This is a genomic window from Tardiphaga sp. 42S5 (assembly GCF_034044155.1).
Taxonomy (GTDB): Bacteria; Pseudomonadota; Alphaproteobacteria; order Rhizobiales; family Xanthobacteraceae; genus Tardiphaga; species Tardiphaga robiniae.
This window is the reverse complement of the sequence record NZ_CP139027.1, coordinates 1,292,888-1,316,061: the sequence shown is the minus strand read 5'-3', so window position 1 is coordinate 1,316,061 and position 23,174 is coordinate 1,292,888. Positions and strand designations below refer to the sequence as shown.

Sequence of the window (23,174 nt, the reverse complement as noted above, 5' to 3'; positions counted from 1 at the left end):
CCCGTCAACGAACGACGATGTCCTCATACCCTGCGAAGGACGCCGCTGCCATCAATCCCGGCACCCGGCGATTTGTAATAGTTCCAATCGGAACCGGAGGCAGAACTGGGCAGGTGTCATGGCACCATCTGACTGCCGCTGATCGGCTCTCCCTTTTTCCCGCCACAGCACCTATCTTGGTTTGAATCGCCTGTTTCGCCGCAGGTTACGCCATTGTAAGGCGACCCATCCCCGGGTTGTCGCTACAAATTGAATCGTGGCCCCGCGCCTGGCGCCGGGACCGCGCCGCTGACATTGGAGCCTGCATGACCAGCCCAGCCACCACCTCCCTGATCGACCGCGCCAATCTGGACCGCGACGAAGTTCGCCGCGAGCTCATGCGGGGGCTTCAGGGAGCTGACGATGGCGAGCTGTTTCTCGAATACAGCCAGTCCGAGGCGCTCGGTTTCGACAACGGCCGGCTGAAGCAGGCGACCTATGACACCGCGCAGGGTTTTGGCCTTCGCGCCGTCAAGGACGACGCCGTCGGCTATGCGCATTCCTCCGACGTTTCCATTCCGGCGCTGATCCGTGCGGCTGATGCGGTCAATGCGGTCCGTGGCGGCTATGCGGGCACCTTTGCGGCGGCGCCCTCGCACACCAATGTGCGGCTCTATAGTGACGACAATCCGCTGGATGCGCCGGGCTTCGAGGCCAAGGTCAAGCTGCTGGCCGAAATCGACGCCTATGTCCGCGACAAGGACCCGCGCGTCCGCCAGGTCTCGGTCTCCCTCGGCGCCACCTGGCAGGTGGTCGAGATCTTGCGCCCGGACGGCGAGAGCTATCGCGACATCCGTCCGCTGGTCCGCGTGAACATCTCCGTCGTCGCCGGTCAGGGCGACCGGCAGGAGAGCGGCTCGAAGGGCTATGGCGGCCGCGAGGGCTATGCGCGCTTCATCGAGAGCGGTTCGTGGCGCACGGCTGCCGATGGCGCGCTGCGCGAGGCGCTGGTGAACCTGGAATCGATCCCGGCCCCTGCCGGCGAAATGGATGTGGTGCTCGGCCCCGGCTGGCCCGGCGTGATGCTGCATGAAGCCGTCGGCCACGGACTCGAAGGCGATTTCAACCGCAAGCAGACCTCGGCTTTCGCCGGTCTGATGGGTCAGCAGGTTGCCGCCAAAGGCGTGACCGTCGTCGATGACGGCACCATCTCGTCGCGCCGCGGCTCGCTGTCGATCGACGACGAAGGCACGCCGACCAATCGAACAACGCTGATCGAGGACGGCATCCTGGTCGGCTACATGCAGGACCGCCAGAATGCACGCCTGATGGGCATGAAGCCGACCGGCAACGGCCGTCGTCAGGGCTATGCCCATGTGCCGATGCCGCGCATGACCAACACCTACATGCTGGCCGGCCAGCGCGATCCCGCGGAAATCCTCGCCTCGGTGAAGAACGGCATCTACGCAGTGAACTTCGGCGGCGGCCAGGTCGACATAACTTCCGGCAAATACGTGTTTCAGTGCACCGAGGCCTACAAGATCGAGAACGGCAAGATCGGCGCGCCGCTGAAGGGCGCGATGATGATCGGCAACGGTCCGACCGACCTGCACCGCATCAGCATGATCGGCAACGATCTCGCGCTCGATGACGGCATCGGGACCTGCGGCAAGCACGGCCAGGGCGTGCCGGTCGGCGTCGGCCAGCCGACGCTGCGCATGGACAAGGTGACCATCGGAGGAACGGGCCAGTGACCACGGATACGGAAACCACAACCGTCGCATCGACCGCAAAACGCTGGTCCGGCCAGCTGGCACAGATCGTCGCGATCGTCGGCATCGTCTTCGTGGCAAAGGGGGCTCTCGCCGAGCCGTTCTATGTGCCGTCGGCCTCCATGGAGCCAACACTGCTGATCGGCGATGCATTGCTGGCGACAAAGTTTCCCTACGGCTATTCGACAGCCTCGCTGCCGATCCATGTCTCCCTTCCCGAGACCGGCCGCGTCTTCGCGACCACGCCGAAGCGCGGCGATGTCGTGGTGTTTCGCTGGCCCGGCGACCGCTCCCAGGTCTGGGTCAAGCGTGTGATCGGCCTGCCCGGCGACCGCGTCGAACTGCGCGGCGGTCAGGTCTGGCTCAATGGCGTCGCGACGTCGGTGAAGGCCGACGGCATCGGTGCCGCGGAAGATGATAGCGGCGGCTCCGAACCGGCGCACCGTTATGTCGAAACCCTGCCCGGCGGCGTGTCGCATCCGATCTTCAAGCTGCGCGACAACGGCCGCCTCGACAACACGCCGGAAGTCGTTATTCCCCCCGACCATCTGTTCGTGATGGGCGACAACCGCGACAACTCCGCCGACAGCCGCGTGCCGGTCAGCCAAGGCGGCGTCGGCCTGCTGCCGATGGATAACCTCGTCGGCCGGGTCGACGCCATCGTCGGCTCATGGGATCTCGGCGTGCGCAACCAGCCAGTCACCAACTGGCTATCGGGCTTCCGCATGGCACGGTTCTTTACCGGGGTGCATTGAGCGCCGCGGCAGCAGCTCAGAAATAGGCAATCGCGCGGCCGCATATGGCGACCGCGAACCAGATGGCGATTGACGCCAGCGCGCCTTGCCGCGCGCCCGCAGGCATCGGTGACAGCGGCGGCAACGCGACGATCCTCGGCATGATGATCGCCTCGACCCAGACGACATTGAGCAAGCCCAGCGCGATCAGAGCCGCCTTGATCTGAAACACGCGGTTCAGCACGACATGACTCGCTTCGGCGGTAAACAGAATGCCGCCGGTGAGCACGAGGCCGAGAAATCCGGCAATGGCAAAACGGCGCGCCCTGCGCAGCAGCGGACCAGGCGCCGTTGCGGCTAACCCGCCCGCGAGCCGGACATCCATCACCGCAATGGCACCGGCGAAGAACATCAGCGCGACGATGTGACCGATATTGGCGGACATATAGAGCCAGCGCGATTGCCGGATCGCAGAGCCAATTGCGGACGCTTCCATCGCCATGAAGATCGCGGGTGCGCCCTCAGTCATGAGCCGGCGCTATCGCAATTCGTAGGTCTTGCCGTCCACGGTGATGCGTTCGGCGCGCATCTCGTCCTTCTCGACGGTGGATGGATAGCCGAAGGCCGAGACGGTCTTGCCGACAGCCACGATATCGGCAGACGCCCCGCGCGCCGTCATGCGGGAGGTCGGCGCAAGAGTGACAGTCCAGGCCCTGTCGGCCCCCTTGATCACGATCGTCGCGTGCGGGTTCTCGAATTTGCTGTTTTCGACAGGACCGTTCACGGTGACCGGGTTGGCAGCGTCGTAGCTGCCCCAACCGTGATGGGCGACGGCGGCGACCGTCGTAACAGCAATCAGTAATCCAGCGCATGTCAGTGCGGGCAGGAGACGCGTCATGGCTCAACTCCCTTCGTTGCTGGAATGCTACCTCACAACGCCCGAGATGAAACCCGGTTTTCGCCGCGGCGGCTTGATGTCGTTCTTCAGGAAGCAGCGCGCATTCTTGCCGGCATAACCGGGCCGCGCAAAGGTCCAGGCGCGGCATTTGTTGTCGCCCTGGCAGGCATCGCGGCAGGCATCGCCGTGCTCGGCCTTGTCGTCGTTCTTGATCTCGAACGAACGATAGTCGCCGCCAAAACGATCAGTCGAGGTTTCCACCGGACCGGTGCGCGGCTCGATGACGCCGGCGCCACGCACGCCGGAGACGCAGCAATAGCTCTCGACCCGCGGCGGGACCTTGTCTTTCAGCCAGCACACTGCGTTTTCGGAATTGTCGCTCGGATAGTTGAAGCTCCAGGCACGACACTTCTTGTCGCGCTCGCAGATCAGCGCGCATTCGGCCGGATCGCCGGACAGTGAGACCGAGCGCGAATAATCACCGCCGGGACGATCGAAATTGGTTTGCGCCTGAGCAGGCGTAACGGCTGCGACCAACAGCATGGCGAGGGCTGTCAGACACGCTCTGAACAGGTTCCTCGGCATGCAGGATGACTTTCAGCGGTTTGCAAAGGCGTAAGAAGGACGCCATTGGAACGCCGGTCACCTGTACCGCTGATGAACGGATTTTCAGCTTCGCCAAGCCGCTGATCTAGAAGCAGTATTCCTTATAGGCCGGCGCCACCGAGCCACCCCAGGCGCCATGGAACCTGTCGAGCATCTGCTCGGCCGGAGTCTTGCCGGAATCCAGTATCCGATCGAGTGCCTCCAGATGGTGGGACTCATCGCGGCCGTGCGCGTCGAGCTTGCCGCGCCGGCGCAGGCCACCATGGGCCAACTGCAGACACTCCTTGGCGATTTCGAACAGATAGCGATCCTTGATCTTCGCCTTGAAGCCCAACTTCGGCACATCGTCGCGCAACGCCTGTCGCTCCGCCGCAGTCCAGTTCTTGACGATATCCCAGGCCGCATTGAGGGCGCTGTCGTCATAAAGCAATCCGACCCAGAACGCCGACAGTGCCGGCAAACGATCCGACGGCACGCCATCGGCGCCGCGCATTTCGAGATAACGCTTCAGGCGGACTTCCGGGAAAATCGTCGAGAGATGATTGGCCCAGTCCGAGAGAGTGGGACGCTCGCCGGGTATCTTCTCGTTCTTGCCCGCGAAGAAGTCGCGGAACGACGAGCCGGACACGTCGATGTAAGTGTCGCCGCGCTTGACGAAATACATGGGAACATCCAGCGCGTAATCGACCCAGCGTTCGAAGCCCATGCCGTCTTCGAACGCCCACGGGATCATGCCGGAGCGGGCATTGTCGGTGTCGCGCCAGACTTCGGACCGGAACGACAGGAAGCCGTTCGGCCTGCCTTCAGTGAATGGCGAATTTGCGAACAAGGCGGTCGCGATCGGCTGCAGCGCAACGGAAACGCGCAGCTTCTTGACCATGTCCGCTTCCGAGGAGAAGTCGAGATTGGTCTGCACCGTGCAGGTCCGGTACATCATGTCCAGACCATACTGCCCCACTTTGGGCATGTAGTTGGTCATGATCTTGTAGCGGCCCTTGGGCATCACCGGAATCTGCGCGCGCGACCACGACGGCGTAAGACCGAGACCCAGAAAGCCGATGCCGAGCGGCGTCGCCACTTCGCGCACCTGCGCCAGATGCGCCATCAGTTCGGACTGCGTCTGGTGGACTGTCTCCACCGGCGCGCCCGACAATTCAAACTGACCGCCGGGCTCGAGCGAGATTGCGCCGCCGCCGGTGACGTCATAGAGGCCGATGATATTGCCGGCTTCCATGATCGGCTCCCAGCCGAGCAGATGCTTCATGCCGTCGAGCACCGCGCCGATGCCGCGCGGGCCTTCGTAAGGCACGGGATTGTGACCGGCGAGCGTGAACGGCGTCTTCTCGTGTTCGGTGCCGATGCGGAATTCCGATGGCGGCTTCACGCCCGCCGCCAGCCACGCCACGAGTTCGTCGCGCGATTGCAGCGGCGTCATATCGATTTGGTCACGCGCCATGGAAATTCCGAATGAAAGGCGCTGCAATCTGTTGCGCGCGGTGTCGGGAACGCCCGCGGCCCGTGCGGGTCGCGAACGCGGGCAAAAATTTAAGGCTCATCGCGCCGGCGCGGCGTCTCTGGCGGCCGGCGATGTCACTGTCGCTGCCGCTTCTTGGCACGCGCAGCCGAGCCGGTCGAGCAGGCCGCACAGTTTTGCTGCATCTGCGTCGGACAGTTTCGAGCCGACATGTTTCTCGATCGCCGTTGAATAGGCGCAGCCCATCTTCTTGTGCAACTCGCGCCCGGCAGCCGTGATCTCGACGAACAGGCCGCGCTTGTCCATCTTGCATTCGCGGCGTGCAGCCAGGCCTTCGTCGACCAAACGATCGATCAGCCGCGATGTCGAATATTGCGGTATCAGCATCTGCTTTTCGAGCTCGACCGGGCGCATCTCGCCGGTCGGCGAGCGCGACAGCTCGGCCAACGCGTCGTACCATGCGAGCGGCGGAAAACCGGCGCGCTTGAGGTCCTGCTCGACGCCGTCCAGCACCCGGCTCTGGATTCGCATCAGGCGGATCCAGGCGGCTGTCGCCTCGGTGGAAGGTTTACGTTTCATGGCTCAGTCCAAATGGTGGCGGCACCCTAGCCCACTTGATGCAGCTGCATCAATCTTGACTCGTTCATGCAAATGCATTTAGTCACCCGCGTGGTTAAACCAATGTCTTCAGGGAGGAATTTTCGATGAAGCTGTATTATTCGCCAGGCGCCTGTTCGCTCTCGCCTCATATCGCACTTCTCGAAGCCGGCCTGCCTTACGATCTCGTGAAGGTCGACCTCAAAGCCAAGAAGCTGGAAAATGGCGACGACTATCTCGCCATCAACCCCAAGGGCCAGGTGCCGGCCCTCGGCCTCGACAGCGGTGCGCTAGTGACCGAAGGTCCGGTTATCGTGCAGTACATCGCCGACCAGGCTGCTGCCAAAAATCTGGCGCCGGCCAATGGCAGCGATGCGCGCCGCCAGCTGCAGGAGTATCTTGGCTTCATCAACGGCGAGCTGCACAAGAACTTCAGCCCGTTATTCCAGCCGGTGTTCGACGACGAAGTGAAGGGCTTCTTCAAGACCCGCCTGATGGGCAAGTTCAAATATCTCGATGGCCAGCTCGCAGGTAAGGACTACCTGCTGGGCAAGGATTTCAGCGTCGCCGACGGCTATCTGTTCGTCATGCTGAAATGGGCCGACCGGATGAGCATCGACCTCTCCGAGTTCAAGAACCTGATGACCTACAAGGACCGCGTCGCTGCCCGTCCGCAAGTGCAGGCCGCGCTGGAGAAGGAAGGCCTGATGAAGGCAGCGTAAGCTGCTGGCATCGCGCTGAAATACGAAAGGGCCGGATCAATGATCCGGCCCTTTTTGTTTGCTGTTTCCCCTCTCCCCCAGCGCAGCGAAGCTGCGCGCCGCGGGAGAGGGTGCCTGAGCGGAGCGAAGGCGGGAGAGGGCTCTTGCTCCGAGCGAAGAGCCCCCTCTCCCGTCTCGACCGCCCGCGCGAAGCGAAGCTTCGCTAGAGCGGTCGATCCACCCTCTCCCACCAGCCGCGGCTGCGCCGCGTCCGGGGGCGAGGGGAAGACCTACGCCGCCGCCAGTTTCTTCGGCGGGAAGCGCCCGTAGAAGGTCTCGCCCTTGGCGGCCATCTCTTCGAGCAGCTTCGGCGGGGTGAAGCGCGAGCCGTATTTGGCTTCAAGCTTGTGGCAGAGCTCGACAAACTTCTTGGTACCCATGAAGTCGATATAGCTCAGCGTACCGCCGGTGAACGGCGCGAAGCCGAAGCCGAGGATCGAGCCGACATCGGCTTCGCGCGGATCGACGATCACGTGATCCTCGACGGTACGCGCGGCTTCCACCGCCTGTACCACCAGGAAGCGCTGTTTCAGCTCCTCGACATCGAGCGTATCGGGATCGACCGGTTTCGGCAGCAGCGGCGCGATGCCCTTCCACAGAGCCTTGGAGCCCTTGCCCTTCGGCGGATACTCATAGAAGCCCTTGCCGTTCTTGCGACCGAAGCGCTCCTGCTTCTCCACCATCTCGACGATCAGCTTCTTCTGCGCCTGATCGACCGCCTGCGAGCCGAGATCGGCTTCGGTGGCCTTCATGATCTTCAGCACCAGATCGAGCGCAATCTCGTCCGACAGCGACAGCGGCCCGACCGGCATGCCCGCCATCTTCGCGGTGTTCTCGATCATCGCCGGCGGCACGCCTTCGAGCAACATTTCAAGGCCTTCGGCGGTGAAGCGCAACACGCAGCGATTGGCGAAGAAGCCGCGGGAGTCATTGACGACAATGGGCGTCTTGCCGATGACGCGGACATAGTCGAGCGCGGTGGCCAGCGCGACGTCGCCGGTGTTCTTGCCGACGATGATCTCCACCAGCATCATCTTCTCGACCGGCGAGAAGAAGTGAATGCCGATGAACTTGGACTGGTCCGCGAATTCTTCGGCGAGCGAGTTGATCGGCAGCGTCGAGGTGTTCGACGCGATGATGGCGCCTTCCTTCAACAACGGCTGCACCTTCTTGTAGATCTCGGCCTTGACGGCGCGATCCTCGAACACGGCCTCGATAACAAGATCGCACTCCTTGATAACGTCGAAGTCCGCCGTTGCCGTGATCCGCGCCATCAGCGCCGTCTTGTCGGCTTCCTTGGCGCGGCCCTTGGCGATCAGGCCATCGATGGCTGCGATGCAATGACCGAGGCCCTTGTCGGCGCTGGCCTGATCGCGATCGATCAACACGACCTCCATGCCGCCGCGTGCGGAGACGAAGCCCACGCTCGCACCCATGAAGCCGGCGCCAATGACGGCGAGCTTCTTGACCTTGGTCGGCGGCACGTTCTGCGGACGACGCGCACCCTTGTTGAGCTCCTGCATCGACAGGAACAGGCTGCGGATCATCGCCGCCGCTTCCTTGGTCTGCAGGATATGCGCGAACTGACGGGACTCGACGCGCAGCGCCGCATCCATCGGCAGCTGCAGGCCTTCATAGACGCACTGCATGATGGCGCGAGCCGCCGGATAATTGTCGAAGGTCTCGCGGCGATAGATCGCGTTACCCGCGGGGAACATCATCATGCCCTGCTTGGAATAGACGGGGCCGCCGGGCAGCTTGAAGCCCTTCTCGTCCCAGGGCGCGACGGGCTTGCCGCCAGCCTTGATCCACTCCTTCGCGGCCGTGATGAGATCGGCCGATGGCACCACCGCGCCGACGATGCCCATCGCCTTGGCCTTGACGAGATTGATCGCATCGCCCTTCAGCAGCATCTGCATGGTGTCTTGCGGCTGCAGCATGCGCGCGAGGCGCTGGGTGCCGCCGCCACCGGGGAACAGGCCGACCTTGATTTCGGGCAGGCCCAGACGCGTCTTCGGATTTTCCGCAGCAACGCGATAGTGGCAGGCCAGCGTCAGCTCGAACGCGCCGCCGAGCGCGAGGCCGTTGATGGCCGCGACCCATGGCTTGCCGGAGGTCTCGATCTTGCGCAGCGTCAGCGACAGCTTGCGGCTCTCGTCGAACAGCATCTGCTGCGCGGCTTCCTCGCCCTTGGCAGCCCTGGTCTCGACAAACACCTTGCCCATGCCTTCGAGCATCGACAGATCGGCACCGGCCGAGAAAGCTTCCTTGCCGGAGGTGATGACGACGCCCTTCACGGCGGCATCCGCAGTGGTCTGATCGACGATCGCGCCGAGTTCCTCGATGGTCGCTACGTCGAGCACATTCATCGAACGGCCGGAGATGTCCCAGGTGACGAGCGCGATGCCGTCGGCGTCGGTCTCAACCTTGAAGTTCTTGAAGGTCATGTTGGCCACTCCTTACACGCGTTCGATGATGGTGGCGGTGCCCATGCCGCCGCCGATACAGAGGGTGACGAGGGCCGTCGATTTGTTGGTGCGCTCGAGTTCGTCCAGCACAGTGCCGAGGATCATCGCGCCGGTGGCGCCGAGCGGATGGCCCATGGCAATGGCGCCGCCGCAGACATTGATTTTCTCATTGTCGATATCGAAGGCCTGGATAAAGCGCAGCACTACCGATGCAAAGGCTTCGTTGAGCTCGAACAGATCGATGTCCGACAACTTCATGCCAGAGCGCTCCAGCACCTTCTTGGTGACGTCCACCGGACCGGTGAGCATCATCGCCGGCTCGGAGCCGATATTGGCGAAGGCGCGAATTTTTGCACGCGGCTTGAGGCCGGCTTTCTTGCCAGCTTCGGCATTGCCGAGCAGCACTGCGCCCGCACCGTCGACGATGCCCGACGAATTGCCGGCATGGTGCACGTAGTTGACGCCTTCAATTTCCGGATGCGACTGGATCGCCACGGCATCGAAGCCGCCCATCTGCGCCATCGTCACGAAGGACGGCTGCAGCGCGGCCAGCGACTGCATCGTCGTGGACGGACGCATATGCTCGTCCTTGGCCAGAATGGTGAGGCCATTGATGTCCTTGACCGGGATGACCGATTTCTTGAAGCGGCCTTCGTCCCAGGCCTTGGCAGCGCGCTGCTGGCTCTGCACCGAATAGGCATCGACGTCGTCGCGGGAGAACCCGTATTTGGTCGCGATCAGATCGGCCGAGACGCCCTGCGGCATGAAATAGGCGGGAACGGCGATCGACGGATCGACCGGCCAGGCGCCACCGGCGGCACCAATGCCGACGCGGCTCATGCTCTCGGCACCGCCGCCAATGGTCATGTCGTGCTGGCCAGACATGATCTGCGCTGCGGCGAAGTTCACAGCGTCGAGGCCGGAAGCGCAGAACCGGTTGATCTGGATGCCCGGGACGTCGTTGCCGTAGCCGGCGGACAGCGCAGCCATGCGTGCGATATCGCCGCCGGCTTCGCCGACCGGATCGACCACGCCGAGGATGACGTCATCGATAGTGCCCGGCTGCAGGTTGTTGCGCTCCTTGAGCGCCTTCAGCGGTGCAGTAGCGAGCGCCAGCGCGGTCACCTCATGCAGCGAGCCATCGGCCTTGCCGCGGCCGCGCGGCGTGCGAACGTGATCGTAGATATATGCCTCGGGCATTCATTCTCTCCCGGTTGTCGGATAGTTGATCTATCGGCTCGTCATTGCGAGGAGCACTTGCGACGAAGCAATCCAATCTTCGCTTTTGGCTTTCTGGATTGCTTCGCTGCGCTCGCAATGACGGCGTGTGTTGGTGATGACGGAGTACTTATTAATCTCAGAACGCTTCCGCCGGAAGCTCCATCGTCGTCGCGCTTCCGGTCTGGATGCGGGCGAGATGGAGTGCGGTTTCGGGCAACATCCGCTCCATGAAGAAGCGGCCGGTGACCAGCTTGGTGGTCAGATAGGGTGTCGCGCCATCCGTAGCAATCTTGTCCTGCGCCACCTTGGCCATCTTCGCCCACATATAGGCGAAGGCCGTGAGGCCGAACAGCTGCATGTAATCGGTCGCGCCGGCACCGGCGTTGTCGGGCTTCATCATGGCATTGTTCATCAGCCACATGGTCGCCTGCTGCAGATGACCGAGCGCATTCGAGAGCGGATCGATGTAAGGCTTCATGGCTTCGTCAGCGCCATGCTCCTTCGCAAATGCGCCGACCTCGCCGAAGAACGCCATCGCGGCACGGCCGCCATCGCGCGGCAGCTTGCGGCCGACCAGATCGAGTGCCTGGATGCCGTTGGCGCCTTCATAGATCATGGCAATGCGCGCGTCGCGCACGAACTGCTCCATGCCCCATTCGGCGATATAGCCGTGGCCACCGAACATCTGCTGCGCTGAGACCGCGTTGGCAAAACCGCCATCGGTGAGCACGCCCTTCAGCACGGGCGTCATCAGGCCCATATGATCGTCGGCAGCCTGACGCTCCTTCGGATCGTCCGAGCGATGCGCGACGTCGCTCTTCAGCGCGGTCCACACCACCATGGCACGGGCGGCTTCGTTGAAGGCGCGGATGGTGAGCAGCGTGCGGCGCACGTCCGGATGAACCATGATCGAATCGGCCGGCTTGTCCGGCGACTTCGGCCCGGTCAGCGAGCGGCCCTGCAGGCGATCCTTCGCATAGGCAACCGCGTTCTGATAGGCGACTTCGGACTGCGCGAGACCCTGCACGGCAACACCGAGACGGGCTTCGTTCATCATCACGAACATGCCCTGCATGCCCTTGTTCTCTTCGCCAATCAGCCAGCCGGTGGCGCCGTCGTAATTCATCACGCAGGTGGAATTGCCGTGGATGCCCATCTTGTGCTCGATCGAGCCGCACATCACGCCGTTGCGTGCGCCGATCGATCCATCGGCATTGACCATGAACTTCGGCACAACGAACAGCGACACGCCCTTGATGCCGGCTGGTGCGCCCTCGATGCGGGCCAGCACCAGATGGATGATATTGTCGGCAAGGTCGTGCTCACCGGCCGAGATGAAGATCTTGGTGCCGGAAATCTTGTAGCTGCCGTCCGCCTGTGGCGCGGCCTTGGTGCGCAAAAGACCCAGATCCGTGCCGCAATGCGGCTCGGTCAGGTTCATGGTGCCAGTCCATTCGCCGGCGACCATCTTCGGCAGGAACATCGACTTCTGCTCGGGCTTGCCGTGCACGATGAGTGCTGCGGTCGCGCCCATGGTAAGGCCGCCATACATCGAGAACGCCATATTGGCGGAGATCTGGAATTCGGCGACGGTCTGCGACAGCGTCACCGGCAGACCCTGACCGCCGAATTCAGCGGGAGCCGAGAGGCCGAGCCAGCCGCCCTCCGCGACCTGCTTGTAGGCTTCCTTGAAGCCTTTCGGCGTGGTCACGCTGCCGTCGTCGTTGCGCTTGCAGCCTTCGAGATCGCCGACACGATTCAGCGGCTGCAGCACTTCTTCGCTGAGCTTGGCGGCTTCGCCCAGAATCGCTTCGCGCACATCGGCGGACGCGTCAGCAAAGCCGGGCAGATTGTTGTAGCGATCGAACTGAAACACGTCGTTGAGCAGGAAGCCGACGTCTTCGAGCGGGGCTTTGTAGCTGGGCATGGAATTCTCTCGGTTTGAATTCGATTGATCGGATGATACGGCGCCGCCGTGTCAGATTTACGCAATTGTTATCGGAGATGAAGCAAGCGGCTGGCGGCTCATTGCCGCGCCAATTCCTCGCCCATCAACCGGTGCAACAGGTTGATGGCCTTGAGCGGCCTGACCATCACCTTGAAGTGGGTCATGCGGCCATCAGCGGCGAAGGTGATCATGTCGACGCCATTGATTTTGATGCCTTCGATCTCGTTCTCGAATTCGAGCACCGCGCCGTTGTCGCTGCGCCATTCGCCTTTGTAGGCGAAGCCGGGGCCACCCAGCACTTTCTCTGCAGTCGTCAGATACTTGAACACGATCTCACGGCCCCGCTGCGGCGCATGCACGACCGGGCTTTCGAACACGGCGTCCGGATGCAGCAGGTCCCACAGCATCGCCCGATCATGAGACCGCATGAAGCTATACCATCTATCGAGGCCGCTCACGCTCATCGGCTCTCCCTCCCGCATCGGGCACTGTTCGGCCAGTGCCGCTCCATACACTTCTGCATGGACGTTAACGCCAGAGCGTGGATTTCGTCAATACACATGTGTATGGTCGGGGAATGGATGACCAACTGACCAAAGACCGCCTGACGCGCTCGGCCTGGCTCGACCACGGGCTGAGGATCCTTGCGCGGCAGGGCGCCGACGCGCTGAAGGTCGGTGCGCTGGCCACTGGGCTGAATGTGTCGCGCGGCAGTTTCTATTGGCATTTCAAAGATATATCTGAATTTCGACTACAGCTTCTGCAACGTTGGCAGGAGCGAACGACCGATCAGGTGATCGAGGGGATCGACGCCTCGGTCGCTGGCGCCGCACGTCTGACCCATCTAATGAAGCTCGCTTTCAACGAAGATCGCAGCCTGGACCGTGCCATCCGCGCCATGGCCTCGACCGATGCGGACGTCGCCAAAATGGTCGCCTCGGTGGATGCCAGGCGGGTCGGCTACATGGCGAAATGGCTGATCGAAGCCGGGGTCGAAAGCCAGCGGGCGCTGCCCCGCGCCGAATTTCTATACTGGGCCTATATCGGCCAGTCAGCGGTGATGGACCCACGCCACAGCGCCATCACCGAACTGGATGTCGACGATTTGAGTGCGCTGTTTACGCGCTGACGCCAAAGCCAGAGACATCCGATCCTACCTGCAAATCGGCGCAAGTGTATCAGCGAGTTAACTTTTAAGGCTGGCCGAGCCCGATCCTTAACCCGTTATTTACCCTAACCCTGAAAAGTCCGGATCAGAGGCAGACGACCCGCGCACGTTACGATTGTCTTCACAATGGGACGCGCGGGGGAGGCTGCAGGCGCTGGTGGGCGTCAAGCTCGGAACCGGACCAAAGCATGAATTCGCGCGTATCGTGGAGTGTTGACGGGATTGAGCCATCGGTTCGCGAGCGGGCCGAAGCTGCGGCGCGCCGTGCCGGCATGTCGCTGGGCGACTGGCTGAACTCGACCATCGGCGAAGCTCCCCCGCGCTACAACTCGCCCAATGCACGCCCGCGCGACCAGGAACGCCCCCTCACCCCGCGTGCGGCGCTGCCGCAGCGCGACGCTGCCGATGTCGTCGAAATCCACGAGCGGCTTGACGCCATTGCCCGGCAGATCGAACTGTTCTCGAAGCCTGCACAACGCAGCAGCGAGCCCGGCGTCGCACGCCAGCTCAATGATGCGATTTCGCGGCTTGATGCGCGTTTGTCGCAGATCAGCGAGCCCGCATATCGCCCCGCGCCGCCGCCGCAACAGCCGCGCATCGATATGGTCGAGCGCGCCGCCAATCAGGTCTATAGCGCCTCGCCGCCGATCGATCCGTTCTCGCTGGACTTCGCCATCGCCGAGATTGCCGCCCGCCAGGGCGAACTCGACGGCACGCCGCGCATGGCCCCGCGCAATGCACCGCCCTTTGTACAGCCGCCTTACGCACAACCTGCCGCGCCACCGCAGAGCTTCATGCCGGATATGTCCGGCCTGGAACGGCAGCTGTTTCAGATCACGACAAAGATCGATGCGCTGCAGCGCCCGGACAACAATATCGAGCAGTCGATCGCGGCCTTCCGCGGCGAGCTCGCCGAGATCCGCAACGTCATCACCGAAGCGATGCCGCGCCGCGCGATTGAATCAATCGAGAACGAGATCCGTGAACTCGGCCGCCGCATCGACGACACCCGCCACAGCGGCATCGATGGCGATGTGCTGGCCAATCTCGAACGCGCCCTCGCCGACATCCACAAGACGCTGACCACGCTGACGCCCGCCGAACAGCTTGCCGGCTTCGACGAGGCGATCCGCAATCTCGGCGGCAAGATCGACATGATCGTGCGCTCGAGCAACGATCCCGGCACCATGGAACAGCTGCAGGGCGCGATCGCTGCGCTGCGCGCCATCGTTTCCAACGTCGCCTCCAACGAAGCGCTCGGCCGTCTCAGCGATGACCTGCAGACGCTGTCGTCGAAGGTCGACCAGCTTGCACGCGCGGATAACAGCGATTCCTTTGCCGCGCTCGAGGCGCGCATCATGACACTGACGGCAGCGCTGGAAAATCGCGAGCGCCCGGCTGTCATGGCCAGCTCGGATCATCTGGAAACCGCATTGCGGACGCTGTCCGAGCGTCTCGACCATATGCCGGTCGGCAATGACTCGTCGTCGGCCTTCGCGCATCTCGAACAGCGCGTCTCCTATCTGCTCGAGCGGATGGAGAGCATCACCGATACGCGCGGCAACAATCTCGGCCGCGTCGAGGACGGGCTGCAGGACATCCTGCGCCATCTCGAACGCCAGCAGTCGATGTTCGCCGCGCTGGACAATCCCCGCAGCAAGGCGTCATCGATCGATCCCGGCCTGGTCGACACGATCAAGCGCGAACTCTCCGACATGCGCTTCAGCCAGTCGGAAACCGACCGCCACACGCAGGATTCGCTTGAGGTCGTACACTCCACGCTCGGCCATGTGGTCGATCGCCTCGCAAGGATCGAGGGCGATCTGCGCGCGGTCAGCGCCGCGCCTGCCAAGCAATCCGCGCCCGTTGCAACACCCGCTCCGACCTCGCGCCCCGCGACTGCACCAGATATTTCGGTGCCGGCTCCGACGCGCCCGCAGATGCCCAATCCGGTGAAGCCACAGGCTGCGCCGTCGCAGGTCGAGGTGCGTCCGCCGCAGGTTCACTTCGATGCCGCGCCGCGCGACTTCGCGGCAACTGCGATCTCGCACGAACCGGCATCGGCCTTCCCGATGCCGAAGGCGATCAGCGACATTCTCGATCCTCCGCCCGCGCCAAAGCCAGTCGCGCAGTCTGCATCCGCTGCTGAGCGTCCGTCGCCGCGCCCGATGGTTGACCCGGCGCTGCCACCAGATCATCCGCTCGAACCCGGCACGCGTCCGCAGGGCCGCGGCGCATCGCCATCCGAACGCATCGCCGCGTCGGAAGACGCGATCAGCGAAATCGCCGTCGATGCCCCCGAACAGGCCACCGCGTCGAGTTTCATTGCTGCCGCGCGCCGCGCCGCACAGGCTGCCGCCGCAACCGGCAACGACAAGTCCAGGTCTGACAAATCTAGGACCGACAAATCGAAGGCCACCAGACTCGGGCCGCAGCTCGCCGATAGCGAAAAGTCATCCTCCACGATCGGCTCGAAGATCCGCTCACTTCTGGTCGGCGCCAGCGTGGTCGTGATCGTGCTCGGCTCGTTCAAGATGGCGATGACGCTGCTGGACAGCGGCTCGCCAGCGCCGGTGGCCGAGAATATTCACTCGGCCCCGCCGCTGCAGCTGAACGCGCCCGAGCCGGCCGAGGTCCCGACCAAGCCCGCCGCGCCGGTGCCGGCCACGCCGTCGATGACATCGCCAACCCCGATCGGCAAGCAGTCGCTGATCGCCCCGTCGCCCGCGGCCGTCGAGCCCGCGCCACAGCCGGTGCCTCAGGCCGCGCCCGTGCCTTATGTGTCACCCGACGTGACCGGCAGCATTGCCGCGCCGCAGGCCAGCGCCGCCGGCCCGGTGCTGCCATCCAGTGGCCAGAAGATCACCACAGCCTCGATCCCCGCCAGCGAGCGCCTGCCCGAGACCATCGGCAGCACCACGTTGCGCAACGCGGCGCTCAAGGGCGACGCCTCTGCCGCTTTCGAAATCGGCGTCCGCTATGCCGAGGGCAAGGGCGTGGCGCAGAACTACGACGAAGCCGCCAAGTGGTATGACCGCGCGGCGCAGGCCAATGTCGTGCCGGCCATGTTCCGCCTGGGCGCGCTGTTCGAGAAGGGCCTCGGCGCGAAGAAGGATCTCGACGTCGCCCGCCGCTATTACGTGCTCGCCGCCGACCGGGGTAACGCCAAGGCGATGCACAATCTCGCCGTGCTCGATGCCGATGGCGGCACCAAGGGCGCCAACTACAAGAGCGCGTCGTACTGGTTCCGCAAGGCCGCCGATCGCGGCGTCGCCGACAGCCAATTCAATCTCGGCATTCTCTATGCCCGCGGCATCGGCGTCGAACAGAACCTCGCGGAGAGCTTCAAGTGGTTCAGCCTCGCCGCCGCCCAGGGCGACGTCGATGCCGGCCGCAAGCGCGATGACATCGCCAAGCGCCTCGATCCGCAGTCGCTGGCCGCGGCCAGGCTGGCGGTCCAGACTTTCGCGCCGGAAGGCCAGCCCGAAGACGCCATTAACGTGGCCACTCCCGCGGGCGGTTGGGATGCCACGCCGGCACAGGCCGGGGCGAAAGCATCGATGGGCAAGCGGGCTGCGCGCTAAGGCAGATTTTCTGGCCGCCGGATCGAACCGGCGGTCTTATTTCCTCAACAAACCTTCAGCAGACTTGGCGCCGTGAAGTGCGCGCCGGGCCGGACTGAACGACGAGGAAGACTGGTTTGTCTTTTCGAAATGACGACACATCGGGGGACGCGGAACGTCCATCAGGGATTCCTACGGTCAACCCCTGGGCCGCACGTCCCGCCGAGCCGTCTGCCCCACCGCAGCCCCCGCTGCCCGAGGCACCGCGCAGCAAATGGTTCAACTGGCCCTCGGTCGCATTCGCGGTCGTGATATTCGGCGGCATCGGCGCGCAGGCCTATCAGGAGCTCTCCAAACCTGAGGCCTGGGCCTATTGGAAAGACCTCTATGTCTCGCCGAGCATGGCATCTTCAGAGGTCGCCAATCTCGATCCGGACAATTCAGGCCGCGGCCGTCCAGCGCTGGCGATCACGGGCGAGATCGGCCCGGCCACCGCGAGCTGGTTTCGCGAAAAGCTCGATGAAGCCAAACTCGCGCCTGGCGATACCGTATTGCTGTCGTCTCCGGGCGGAAACGTCGGCCAGGCCATCATCATGGGTGAGATCATCCGTGCGCGCGGGCTGACCACCGCCGTGGGCACGGTGGATTCCGCGGGCCGCATCAAACCGTCTTACTGCGCCAGCGCCTGCGTGATGACCTATGCCGGCGGCAAGGCCCGCATCGGCGTCGAGGGCTCGCGGCTGGGCGTTCACCGCTTCATCTCACCCAAGCCGGGGGCAGATCCTGTCGCGTCCGCGCAGCGCACCATGGGCTATGTGCTCAGCTACATGACCAAGATGGGCGTAGCCTCGTCGGTCGTGGAGGCCATGTCGGCCACCGAGAAAATCCGCTGGCTCGGCACCAGCGAAGCCGCCGCCATGAACCTTGTCACCGATCCGGCCAGGAAGTCGTGACACCGCGGGCCTGCGCCTGGCCCAACAAAATTTACCACCTTGAAAGGTGTATCATCGGTAGAGGCGGAAAACCGTGCCTTTACCGAATTCTTTAATCCCATCAACGGACGATATCGTCTAAGACGAGGACGCGGCTCGCAATCCGCGCCGCCTCCAGAACCACGCCATGAGCGGTTTCGGCCCAACTCAGGGCCAGAATTCCGAAGCGAACGCGCGTGCAACTGTATCTCCCGATCGCCGACATTCCGATCAATGTGTTGCTCATCCTGGCGATGGGCGCTGCGGTCGGCTTCGTCTCCGGCATGTTCGGAATCGGCGGCGGCTTCCTGATGACGCCGCTGCTGATTTTCGTCGGCATCGCCCCCGCGGTCTCGGTCGCGTCAGTGGCGAGCCATATCGCGGCCTCGTCTTTCTCCGGTGCGCTGTCCTACTGGCGACGCCGCGCCATCGATCCCGCGCTTGCGACGGTCCTTCTGACCGGCGGCGTGGTCGGCACGGCGCTCGGGGTGTGGGCCTTCACGCAGCTGCGCAATCTCGGCCAGCTCGACCTCACCATCTCGCTGTCCTATGTGATCCTGCTCACCGCCGTCGGCAGCTTGATGTTCTGGGAGGGCCTGCGCGCGCTGCTGCGCATCCGGCGCGGTGATCCCGTGAACTTGCGCCGGTCCGGCAGCCATAGCTGGGTTCACGGCCTGCCGCTCAAGATGCGGTTCAAGCGCTCCAAGATCTATCTCTCGGTGATCCCGGTGATCGCCGTCGGTCTCCTGATCGGCTTCATCGGCGCCGTGATGGGCATCGGCGGCAGCTTTATCCTGATCCCGATCCTGATCTACTGGCTGCGCATTCCGACTTCGACGGTGATCGGCACGTCCATGGTGCTGACGCTGGTCACCATGGTGATCGCGACATTGCTGCACGCCGTCACCAATCATCTGGTCGATGCGGTGCTGGCCCTCATCCTGATGGTCGGCGGCGTCACCGGCGCACAATTCGGCGCCCGCGCCGGGCAGAAGATTCGCGGCGAGCATTTGCGCCTGCTGCTGGGCCTGTTGATCCTGGCGGTCGGCGTCCGCTTCGCGGTGGAACTGGTCGTTCGCCCCACGGATCTGTTCACGATCCGCGATACCGGAGGCGTCGCTCCATGATACGCGCGCTCCCGATCATCGCCGCACTCGGCATCGGAATGCTCGCCCCGGCCCGCGCCGAACAACTGATCGTCTCGGTGTCGAACCATCGCGTGACCGTGACGCCGAATTATGCCGGCGAGGAACTGGTGCTGTTCGGGGCTGTCGAGAAAGACGACAAGACACCGCCCGGCCGCAACAACTACAATCTCGTCGTCACCGTCAACGGACCGCGCACCGACCTCATGACCCGGCGCAAGGAGCGCCGCTTCGGCATCTGGATCAACACGGATTCGCGCCAATTCCTGCAGGTGCCGTCCTATCTCGCCGTGTTTTCCAACCGTCCTATGGACGCCATAGCGCCTGCCGACGTACAGCGCCGCCAGCAGCTCGGAATCAATAACGTCCTGCTGACCCAGCGCGTCGGCACCGACTATGCGGACGTCGTGGCCACAGACCCGTTCCGCAGCGCCTTTGTGCGACTGCGCAAGGAACACGGACTGTATCGCGAGGAGACCTCAGCGGTGACATTCCTGACACCGACGCTGTTCCGAACCAGCATTCCGCTGCCTGCCGAAGTCCCCATCGGAACCTATGATGTCGAGATCAAATTGTTCGCCGACGGTGCGCTGATCTCGAAAGCGGAGACGGCGTTCGATATCGTCAAGGTCGGCTTCGAGCAGTTCGTCGCCAATGCCGCGCGCAATCACGGTTTCATCTACGGACTGCTCACCGCCGCGATGGCACTGATGTCCGGCTGGGCGGCATCGATCGTATTCAGGCGGGATTAAAGAAGGATTCCGGCGACCATCGCCACCACGCTGATGGCCATTGCTGCAGTCGACAGCCAACCGAGCCAGTGTAGCGGTCCCTTGATCACAAAATCGCCCATCACATCCTTGCGGCGCGACATCACCATCAGCAGCACCATCACCGGCACGGCGAGCACGCCGTTGATGACCGCGCTCCAGTACAGCGCCGAGATCGGGTTGATCGAGGTGAAATTCAGCGCGATCCCGATCACGGCAGACAGAGCCAGCACCGAGTAGAACGCCACAGCCTCGCGTGGCTTGCGATCGAGACCGACCAACCAGCGCTGACCTTCGCCCACAGCATAGGCAGTCGAGCCCGCGAGCACCGGGATCGCCAGCAGACCCGTGCCGACGATGCCCAGCGCAAATATCCATTCCGCGAATACTCCGGCGATCGGACGCAAGGCTTCAGCCGCCTGCGCCGAGGTCTCGATATCCGTCTTGCCTGAGGCATTGAGGGTGGCCGCAGCCGTTATGATGATCGACAGCGCGATCAGGTTGGAGAACGCCATGCCGACGATCGTGTCGGCCCGAATGCGCGAAAACTCCATCGCGGCACCAATCGGCCTCTCGATCAACGGAGCCTTGGCGGGATCGATACGTTCGTCCTCCGCCTCCTGCGAGGCCTGCCAGAAGAACAGATATGGCGAAATCGTCGTCCCGAGAATGGCGACTATGGTGGTGAGATACGAGCCGCTCCAGGTGATTTGCGGCAGCAGGATGCCTGTGAGAGCCGCGCTCCAGTCGACCTTCACCACCGCAAGCGCGGCGACATAGGAAAACAGGCAGAGCGTCAGCCATTTCAGCACCGAGACGTAGCGCTTGTAGTCGAAGAAAATCTGCGCGCCCACCGAGAGCGCGCCGAACAGAACGACGTAGATGATGCCGTGACCGCCAATGAGCAGCTTGGTGGCATCGGCCATGGCGCCGAGATCGGCCGCGATGTTGATCGTGTTGGCGATGAACAGCAGCGACACGATGAGATGCAGCAGCGACGCCGGATAGTGCCGGCAGACATTGCCGGAAATGCCACGACCGGTCACGCTACCGACGCGTCCGGAAATTTCCTGGATTGCGACCATCAGCGGGAAGGTCAGCAGCATGGTCCAACCGATGCCGTAACCAAGTTGTGCCCCAGCCTGACTATAGGTGCCAATGCCGGACGGATCATCGTCGGAAGCGCCGGTGATCAGACCAGGACCAAGCCGTTTCAGAAAGCCTTTCGGACCAGTAGCTTCTCCCTCCTGATCATCAGGCTTCTTCTCGCTCGACTGGTCCGACATCTGATCCCTGCCATCTCACCGCTCGGCAACGTGCCGTCGCAGCTAACGTTCCGAAGCAGGGACAGGCAATGGGCTAGATCAAGGTCCGCACGCCCGGCTCGAGGATACGCAGACGGGCACCGAAGCCGAGCGTGTCGAAGGATGCGCGCAGGTCGCCGGCGGTCTGTTTGAAATGCGCCCATCCGTCGGTGTGCACCGGCACAATCGTCGCATCGGGAAACGCGCGCGCCGTCTCGATCGTGTCGTTGGTGTCCATGGTGAGGTGGAATGGCCCGCGGGTTTGCGCCGCGCCGGCGAAGGGCAGCACTACGCCGGCCGGAAAACGCCGCGCGACCTCGGCGACGCCATCGAACCAGACGGTGTCGCCTGTAATGTAGATCGGCCTGCTCCCTGGCGCGTTCGAGCTCAGCACGAAGCCGATGACATCGCCCGACAGCGGCTCGATGCCGGCCGGGCCATGACGCGCCGGGGTCGCGGTGATCGTCAGCGACTGACCATCCTTGCCTGTAAGCTCAGTGCTGTCCCATGGCGCGAGACCTTCAACATCCCCACCGAGGCGCCTGGCGCCCGCAATGGTTGTCAGCACGCGCGGCGCATGGCGCAGGAAATCGCGTCCGGAATTATCAAGATTGTCGGAGTGCTGATCGTGACTGAGCAACACCGCATCAACCGCGCCGACTTGCGCGGCGGAGATCGCGGGACCGACGAGTTTCTCCAGCGTGACATGCGGCAGCTTGTAGGCGCCCGGATGATCGAAGGTCGGATCGGTGAGCAACCGGAAGCCGTCGATTTCGATCAGCGCGGTGGGGCCGCCGATCAGGGTGATAGTGAGGGACATGAACTACTCCTGTCGCAGGGGGGCTGGTGAAGCGGCCGGTCTGGTGACGAGATAGATACCGAGGGCGACCGGGACGATCCCCAGAAGATCACGACTTTCGACATGCTCGCCGAGCACCATCCAGGCGAACAGCATTCCGAGGGGCGGCATCAGGAAGTGATAGGCGCTGGCGGCGGTGGCGCCACAGGTCTTCAGGAGATGAAACCACAGCAGATAACCGAGGATAGAACCGCCCAATGTCAGGAATGCAAACGAACCGGCCAATCGCGCACTCGGCACGATCGCACCGATATCGGAAAACGCGAGCGCCACCGGGATCAGCACCACGCCGGCCACAAGATTCTGTACGCCGTTGCCGAGCCACAGGCTGCCCTTCGGAGCCAGCTGCTTGAACAGGATCGTCCCGGTCACGATGGACGCGAGCGATGCCAGCGTGAATACGATGCCCTGCGCGCTGTCGGTGCCCACCGATATGCGGTGCCAGACGATCGACGTGACGCCAGCGATGCCGAGCAAGAGCCCGGCGACCTTGCGTCCGGTGAGTGGCTCCTTCAGCAACAGCGCTGCGAACACAGCCGTAAATACCGGGTTTGCGCTGACGACCAGGCCGCCGAGACCGGCGGAGATGGTTTGCAGGCCGGTATAGCCGAGGCCGAGATACAGCGCGTTATTGGCTAGGCCGATGACGGCGTAAGCCGCGACATCGCGCCAGGACAGAGACCAGGCACCGCGGCGCAGGGCGGAAATGCCAAGGATCAGAACACCCGCGATCGAGAACCGTGCAGCGAGCAGAATGAGCGGCGGGCAATCGGTGACAGCGATCTTCCCTGCGACGAAGGAGAAACTCCAGAGCAGACAGAAGATGCCGATATAGATCGGCAGCGGATTGAAGGCGGCACGGGGAACCGCGACTGACGGCGCGATGGACATCGGAAATCTCCTTTGCCGCTGGTCTATGCGCCTGCCTTCCCATTT

Annotated in this window: 20 protein-coding genes; 8 read left to right on the top strand and 12 right to left on the bottom strand. The window is 63.4% G+C overall.

The features are described 5' to 3' along the window. Positions 1 to 305 precede the first annotated feature (305 nt). Positions 306 to 1,733 (top strand): metalloprotease TldD, encoded by a 1,428-nt coding sequence (gene tldD / locus SFY93_RS06140; protein ID WP_089266822.1) that lies wholly within the window; start codon positions 306 to 308, stop codon positions 1,731 to 1,733. Then, the gene (lepB, locus tag SFY93_RS06135) at positions 1,730 to 2,506 is read left to right on the top strand and encodes a signal peptidase I (protein ID WP_320446419.1); all 777 of its coding nucleotides are present in this window, start codon (positions 1,730 to 1,732) and stop codon (positions 2,504 to 2,506) included. The genes tldD and lepB overlap by 4 nt, the downstream gene beginning before the upstream one ends. A gap of 16 nt (positions 2,507 to 2,522) precedes the next feature. On the opposite strand, the gene SFY93_RS06130 is transcribed toward lepB, so the two are convergent. The 5 genes from SFY93_RS06130 to SFY93_RS06110 form a co-directional block, all read right to left on the bottom strand. Then, a complete protein-coding gene (locus SFY93_RS06130) occupies positions 2,523 to 3,014 on the bottom strand; it encodes a hypothetical protein (protein ID WP_320446418.1) in 492 nt (163 codons plus the stop codon). Between the two features lie 9 nt (positions 3,015 to 3,023). Further along, on the bottom strand, positions 3,024 to 3,383 hold the full coding sequence (locus SFY93_RS06125) for a DUF6152 family protein (protein WP_320446417.1): 360 nt from the start codon (positions 3,381 to 3,383) through the stop codon (positions 3,024 to 3,026). Positions 3,384 to 3,410: 27 nt separating this feature from the next. Beyond that, complete coding sequence (locus SFY93_RS06120; protein WP_116664682.1) at positions 3,411 to 3,926, bottom strand: PAN domain-containing protein; 516 nt, start codon at positions 3,924 to 3,926, stop codon at positions 3,411 to 3,413. Positions 3,927 to 4,074: 148 nt separating this feature from the next. Further along, complete coding sequence (locus SFY93_RS06115; RefSeq protein ID WP_320446416.1) at positions 4,075 to 5,445, bottom strand: glutamate--cysteine ligase; 1,371 nt, start codon at positions 5,443 to 5,445, stop codon at positions 4,075 to 4,077. Positions 5,446 to 5,541: 96 nt separating this feature from the next. After that, entirely contained in the window at positions 5,542 to 6,042 is a 501-nt protein-coding gene (locus SFY93_RS06110) for a MarR family winged helix-turn-helix transcriptional regulator (protein ID WP_320446415.1), read from the bottom strand. Between the two features lie 125 nt (positions 6,043 to 6,167). Between SFY93_RS06110 and gstA the strand changes: the two genes are divergently transcribed. After that, positions 6,168 to 6,782, top strand: a complete 615-nt coding sequence (gene gstA / locus SFY93_RS06105) for a glutathione transferase GstA (protein ID WP_120288156.1) — start codon at positions 6,168 to 6,170, stop codon at positions 6,780 to 6,782. Between the two features lie 269 nt (positions 6,783 to 7,051). Here the strand turns inward: gstA and SFY93_RS06100 are convergent, their stop codons facing one another. The 4 genes from SFY93_RS06100 to SFY93_RS06085 all read right to left on the bottom strand — a co-directional run bounded on the left by SFY93_RS06100 (position 7,052) and on the right by SFY93_RS06085 (position 12,922). Continuing rightward, complete coding sequence (locus SFY93_RS06100) at positions 7,052 to 9,268, bottom strand: 3-hydroxyacyl-CoA dehydrogenase NAD-binding domain-containing protein (RefSeq protein WP_320446414.1); 2,217 nt, start codon at positions 9,266 to 9,268, stop codon at positions 7,052 to 7,054. A 12-nt stretch (positions 9,269 to 9,280) separates the two neighbouring features. Continuing rightward, positions 9,281 to 10,489 (bottom strand): acetyl-CoA C-acetyltransferase, encoded by a 1,209-nt coding sequence (locus SFY93_RS06095; protein ID WP_320446413.1) that lies wholly within the window; start codon positions 10,487 to 10,489, stop codon positions 9,281 to 9,283. Positions 10,490 to 10,646: 157 nt separating this feature from the next. Beyond that, complete coding sequence (locus SFY93_RS06090; RefSeq protein WP_089266812.1) at positions 10,647 to 12,437, bottom strand: acyl-CoA dehydrogenase C-terminal domain-containing protein; 1,791 nt, start codon at positions 12,435 to 12,437, stop codon at positions 10,647 to 10,649. 98 nt (positions 12,438 to 12,535) lie between these two features. Continuing rightward, positions 12,536 to 12,922 carry a nuclear transport factor 2 family protein gene (locus SFY93_RS06085; RefSeq protein WP_320446412.1) on the bottom strand — a complete coding sequence of 129 codons (387 nt, stop codon included), beginning with the start codon at positions 12,920 to 12,922 and terminating at the stop codon, positions 12,536 to 12,538. A 77-nt stretch (positions 12,923 to 12,999) separates the two neighbouring features. Here SFY93_RS06085 and SFY93_RS06080 point away from each other — a divergent pair, with 77 nt between their 5' ends. From SFY93_RS06080 to SFY93_RS06060, 5 genes are all read left to right on the top strand, one after another. Continuing rightward, positions 13,000 to 13,587, top strand: a complete 588-nt coding sequence (locus tag SFY93_RS06080; protein WP_320446411.1) for a TetR/AcrR family transcriptional regulator — start codon at positions 13,000 to 13,002, stop codon at positions 13,585 to 13,587. Positions 13,588 to 13,814: 227 nt separating this feature from the next. Then, positions 13,815 to 17,210: a tetratricopeptide repeat protein gene (locus SFY93_RS06075; RefSeq protein WP_320446410.1), complete on the top strand. Its 3,396-nt coding sequence runs from the start codon at positions 13,815 to 13,817 to the stop codon at positions 17,208 to 17,210. A gap of 116 nt (positions 17,211 to 17,326) precedes the next feature. Then, positions 17,327 to 18,142 (top strand): COG3904 family protein, encoded by an 816-nt coding sequence (locus tag SFY93_RS06070; protein ID WP_320446409.1) that lies wholly within the window; start codon positions 17,327 to 17,329, stop codon positions 18,140 to 18,142. 215 nt (positions 18,143 to 18,357) lie between these two features. Continuing rightward, entirely contained in the window at positions 18,358 to 19,287 is a 930-nt protein-coding gene (locus SFY93_RS06065; RefSeq protein ID WP_320446408.1) for a sulfite exporter TauE/SafE family protein, read from the top strand. After that, positions 19,284 to 20,057 carry a TIGR02186 family protein gene (locus tag SFY93_RS06060; RefSeq protein ID WP_068737508.1) on the top strand — a complete coding sequence of 258 codons (774 nt, stop codon included), beginning with the start codon at positions 19,284 to 19,286 and terminating at the stop codon, positions 20,055 to 20,057. Before SFY93_RS06065 ends, SFY93_RS06060 begins: the two co-directional genes overlap by 4 nt. Here the strand turns inward: SFY93_RS06060 and SFY93_RS06055 are convergent. From SFY93_RS06055 to SFY93_RS06045, 3 genes are all read right to left on the bottom strand, one after another. Beyond that, positions 20,054 to 21,361, bottom strand: a complete 1,308-nt coding sequence (locus SFY93_RS06055; RefSeq protein WP_320446407.1) for an NRAMP family divalent metal transporter — start codon at positions 21,359 to 21,361, stop codon at positions 20,054 to 20,056. The genes SFY93_RS06060 and SFY93_RS06055 overlap by 4 nt on opposite strands. Positions 21,362 to 21,434: 73 nt before the next feature. Further along, positions 21,435 to 22,199 (bottom strand): MBL fold metallo-hydrolase, encoded by a 765-nt coding sequence (locus SFY93_RS06050; RefSeq protein WP_320446406.1) that lies wholly within the window; start codon positions 22,197 to 22,199, stop codon positions 21,435 to 21,437. Between the two features lie 3 nt (positions 22,200 to 22,202). Beyond that, positions 22,203 to 23,129 carry a DMT family transporter gene (locus SFY93_RS06045; RefSeq protein WP_320446405.1) on the bottom strand — a complete coding sequence of 309 codons (927 nt, stop codon included), beginning with the start codon at positions 23,127 to 23,129 and terminating at the stop codon, positions 22,203 to 22,205. Between the last annotated feature and the right edge of the window lie 45 nt (positions 23,130 to 23,174).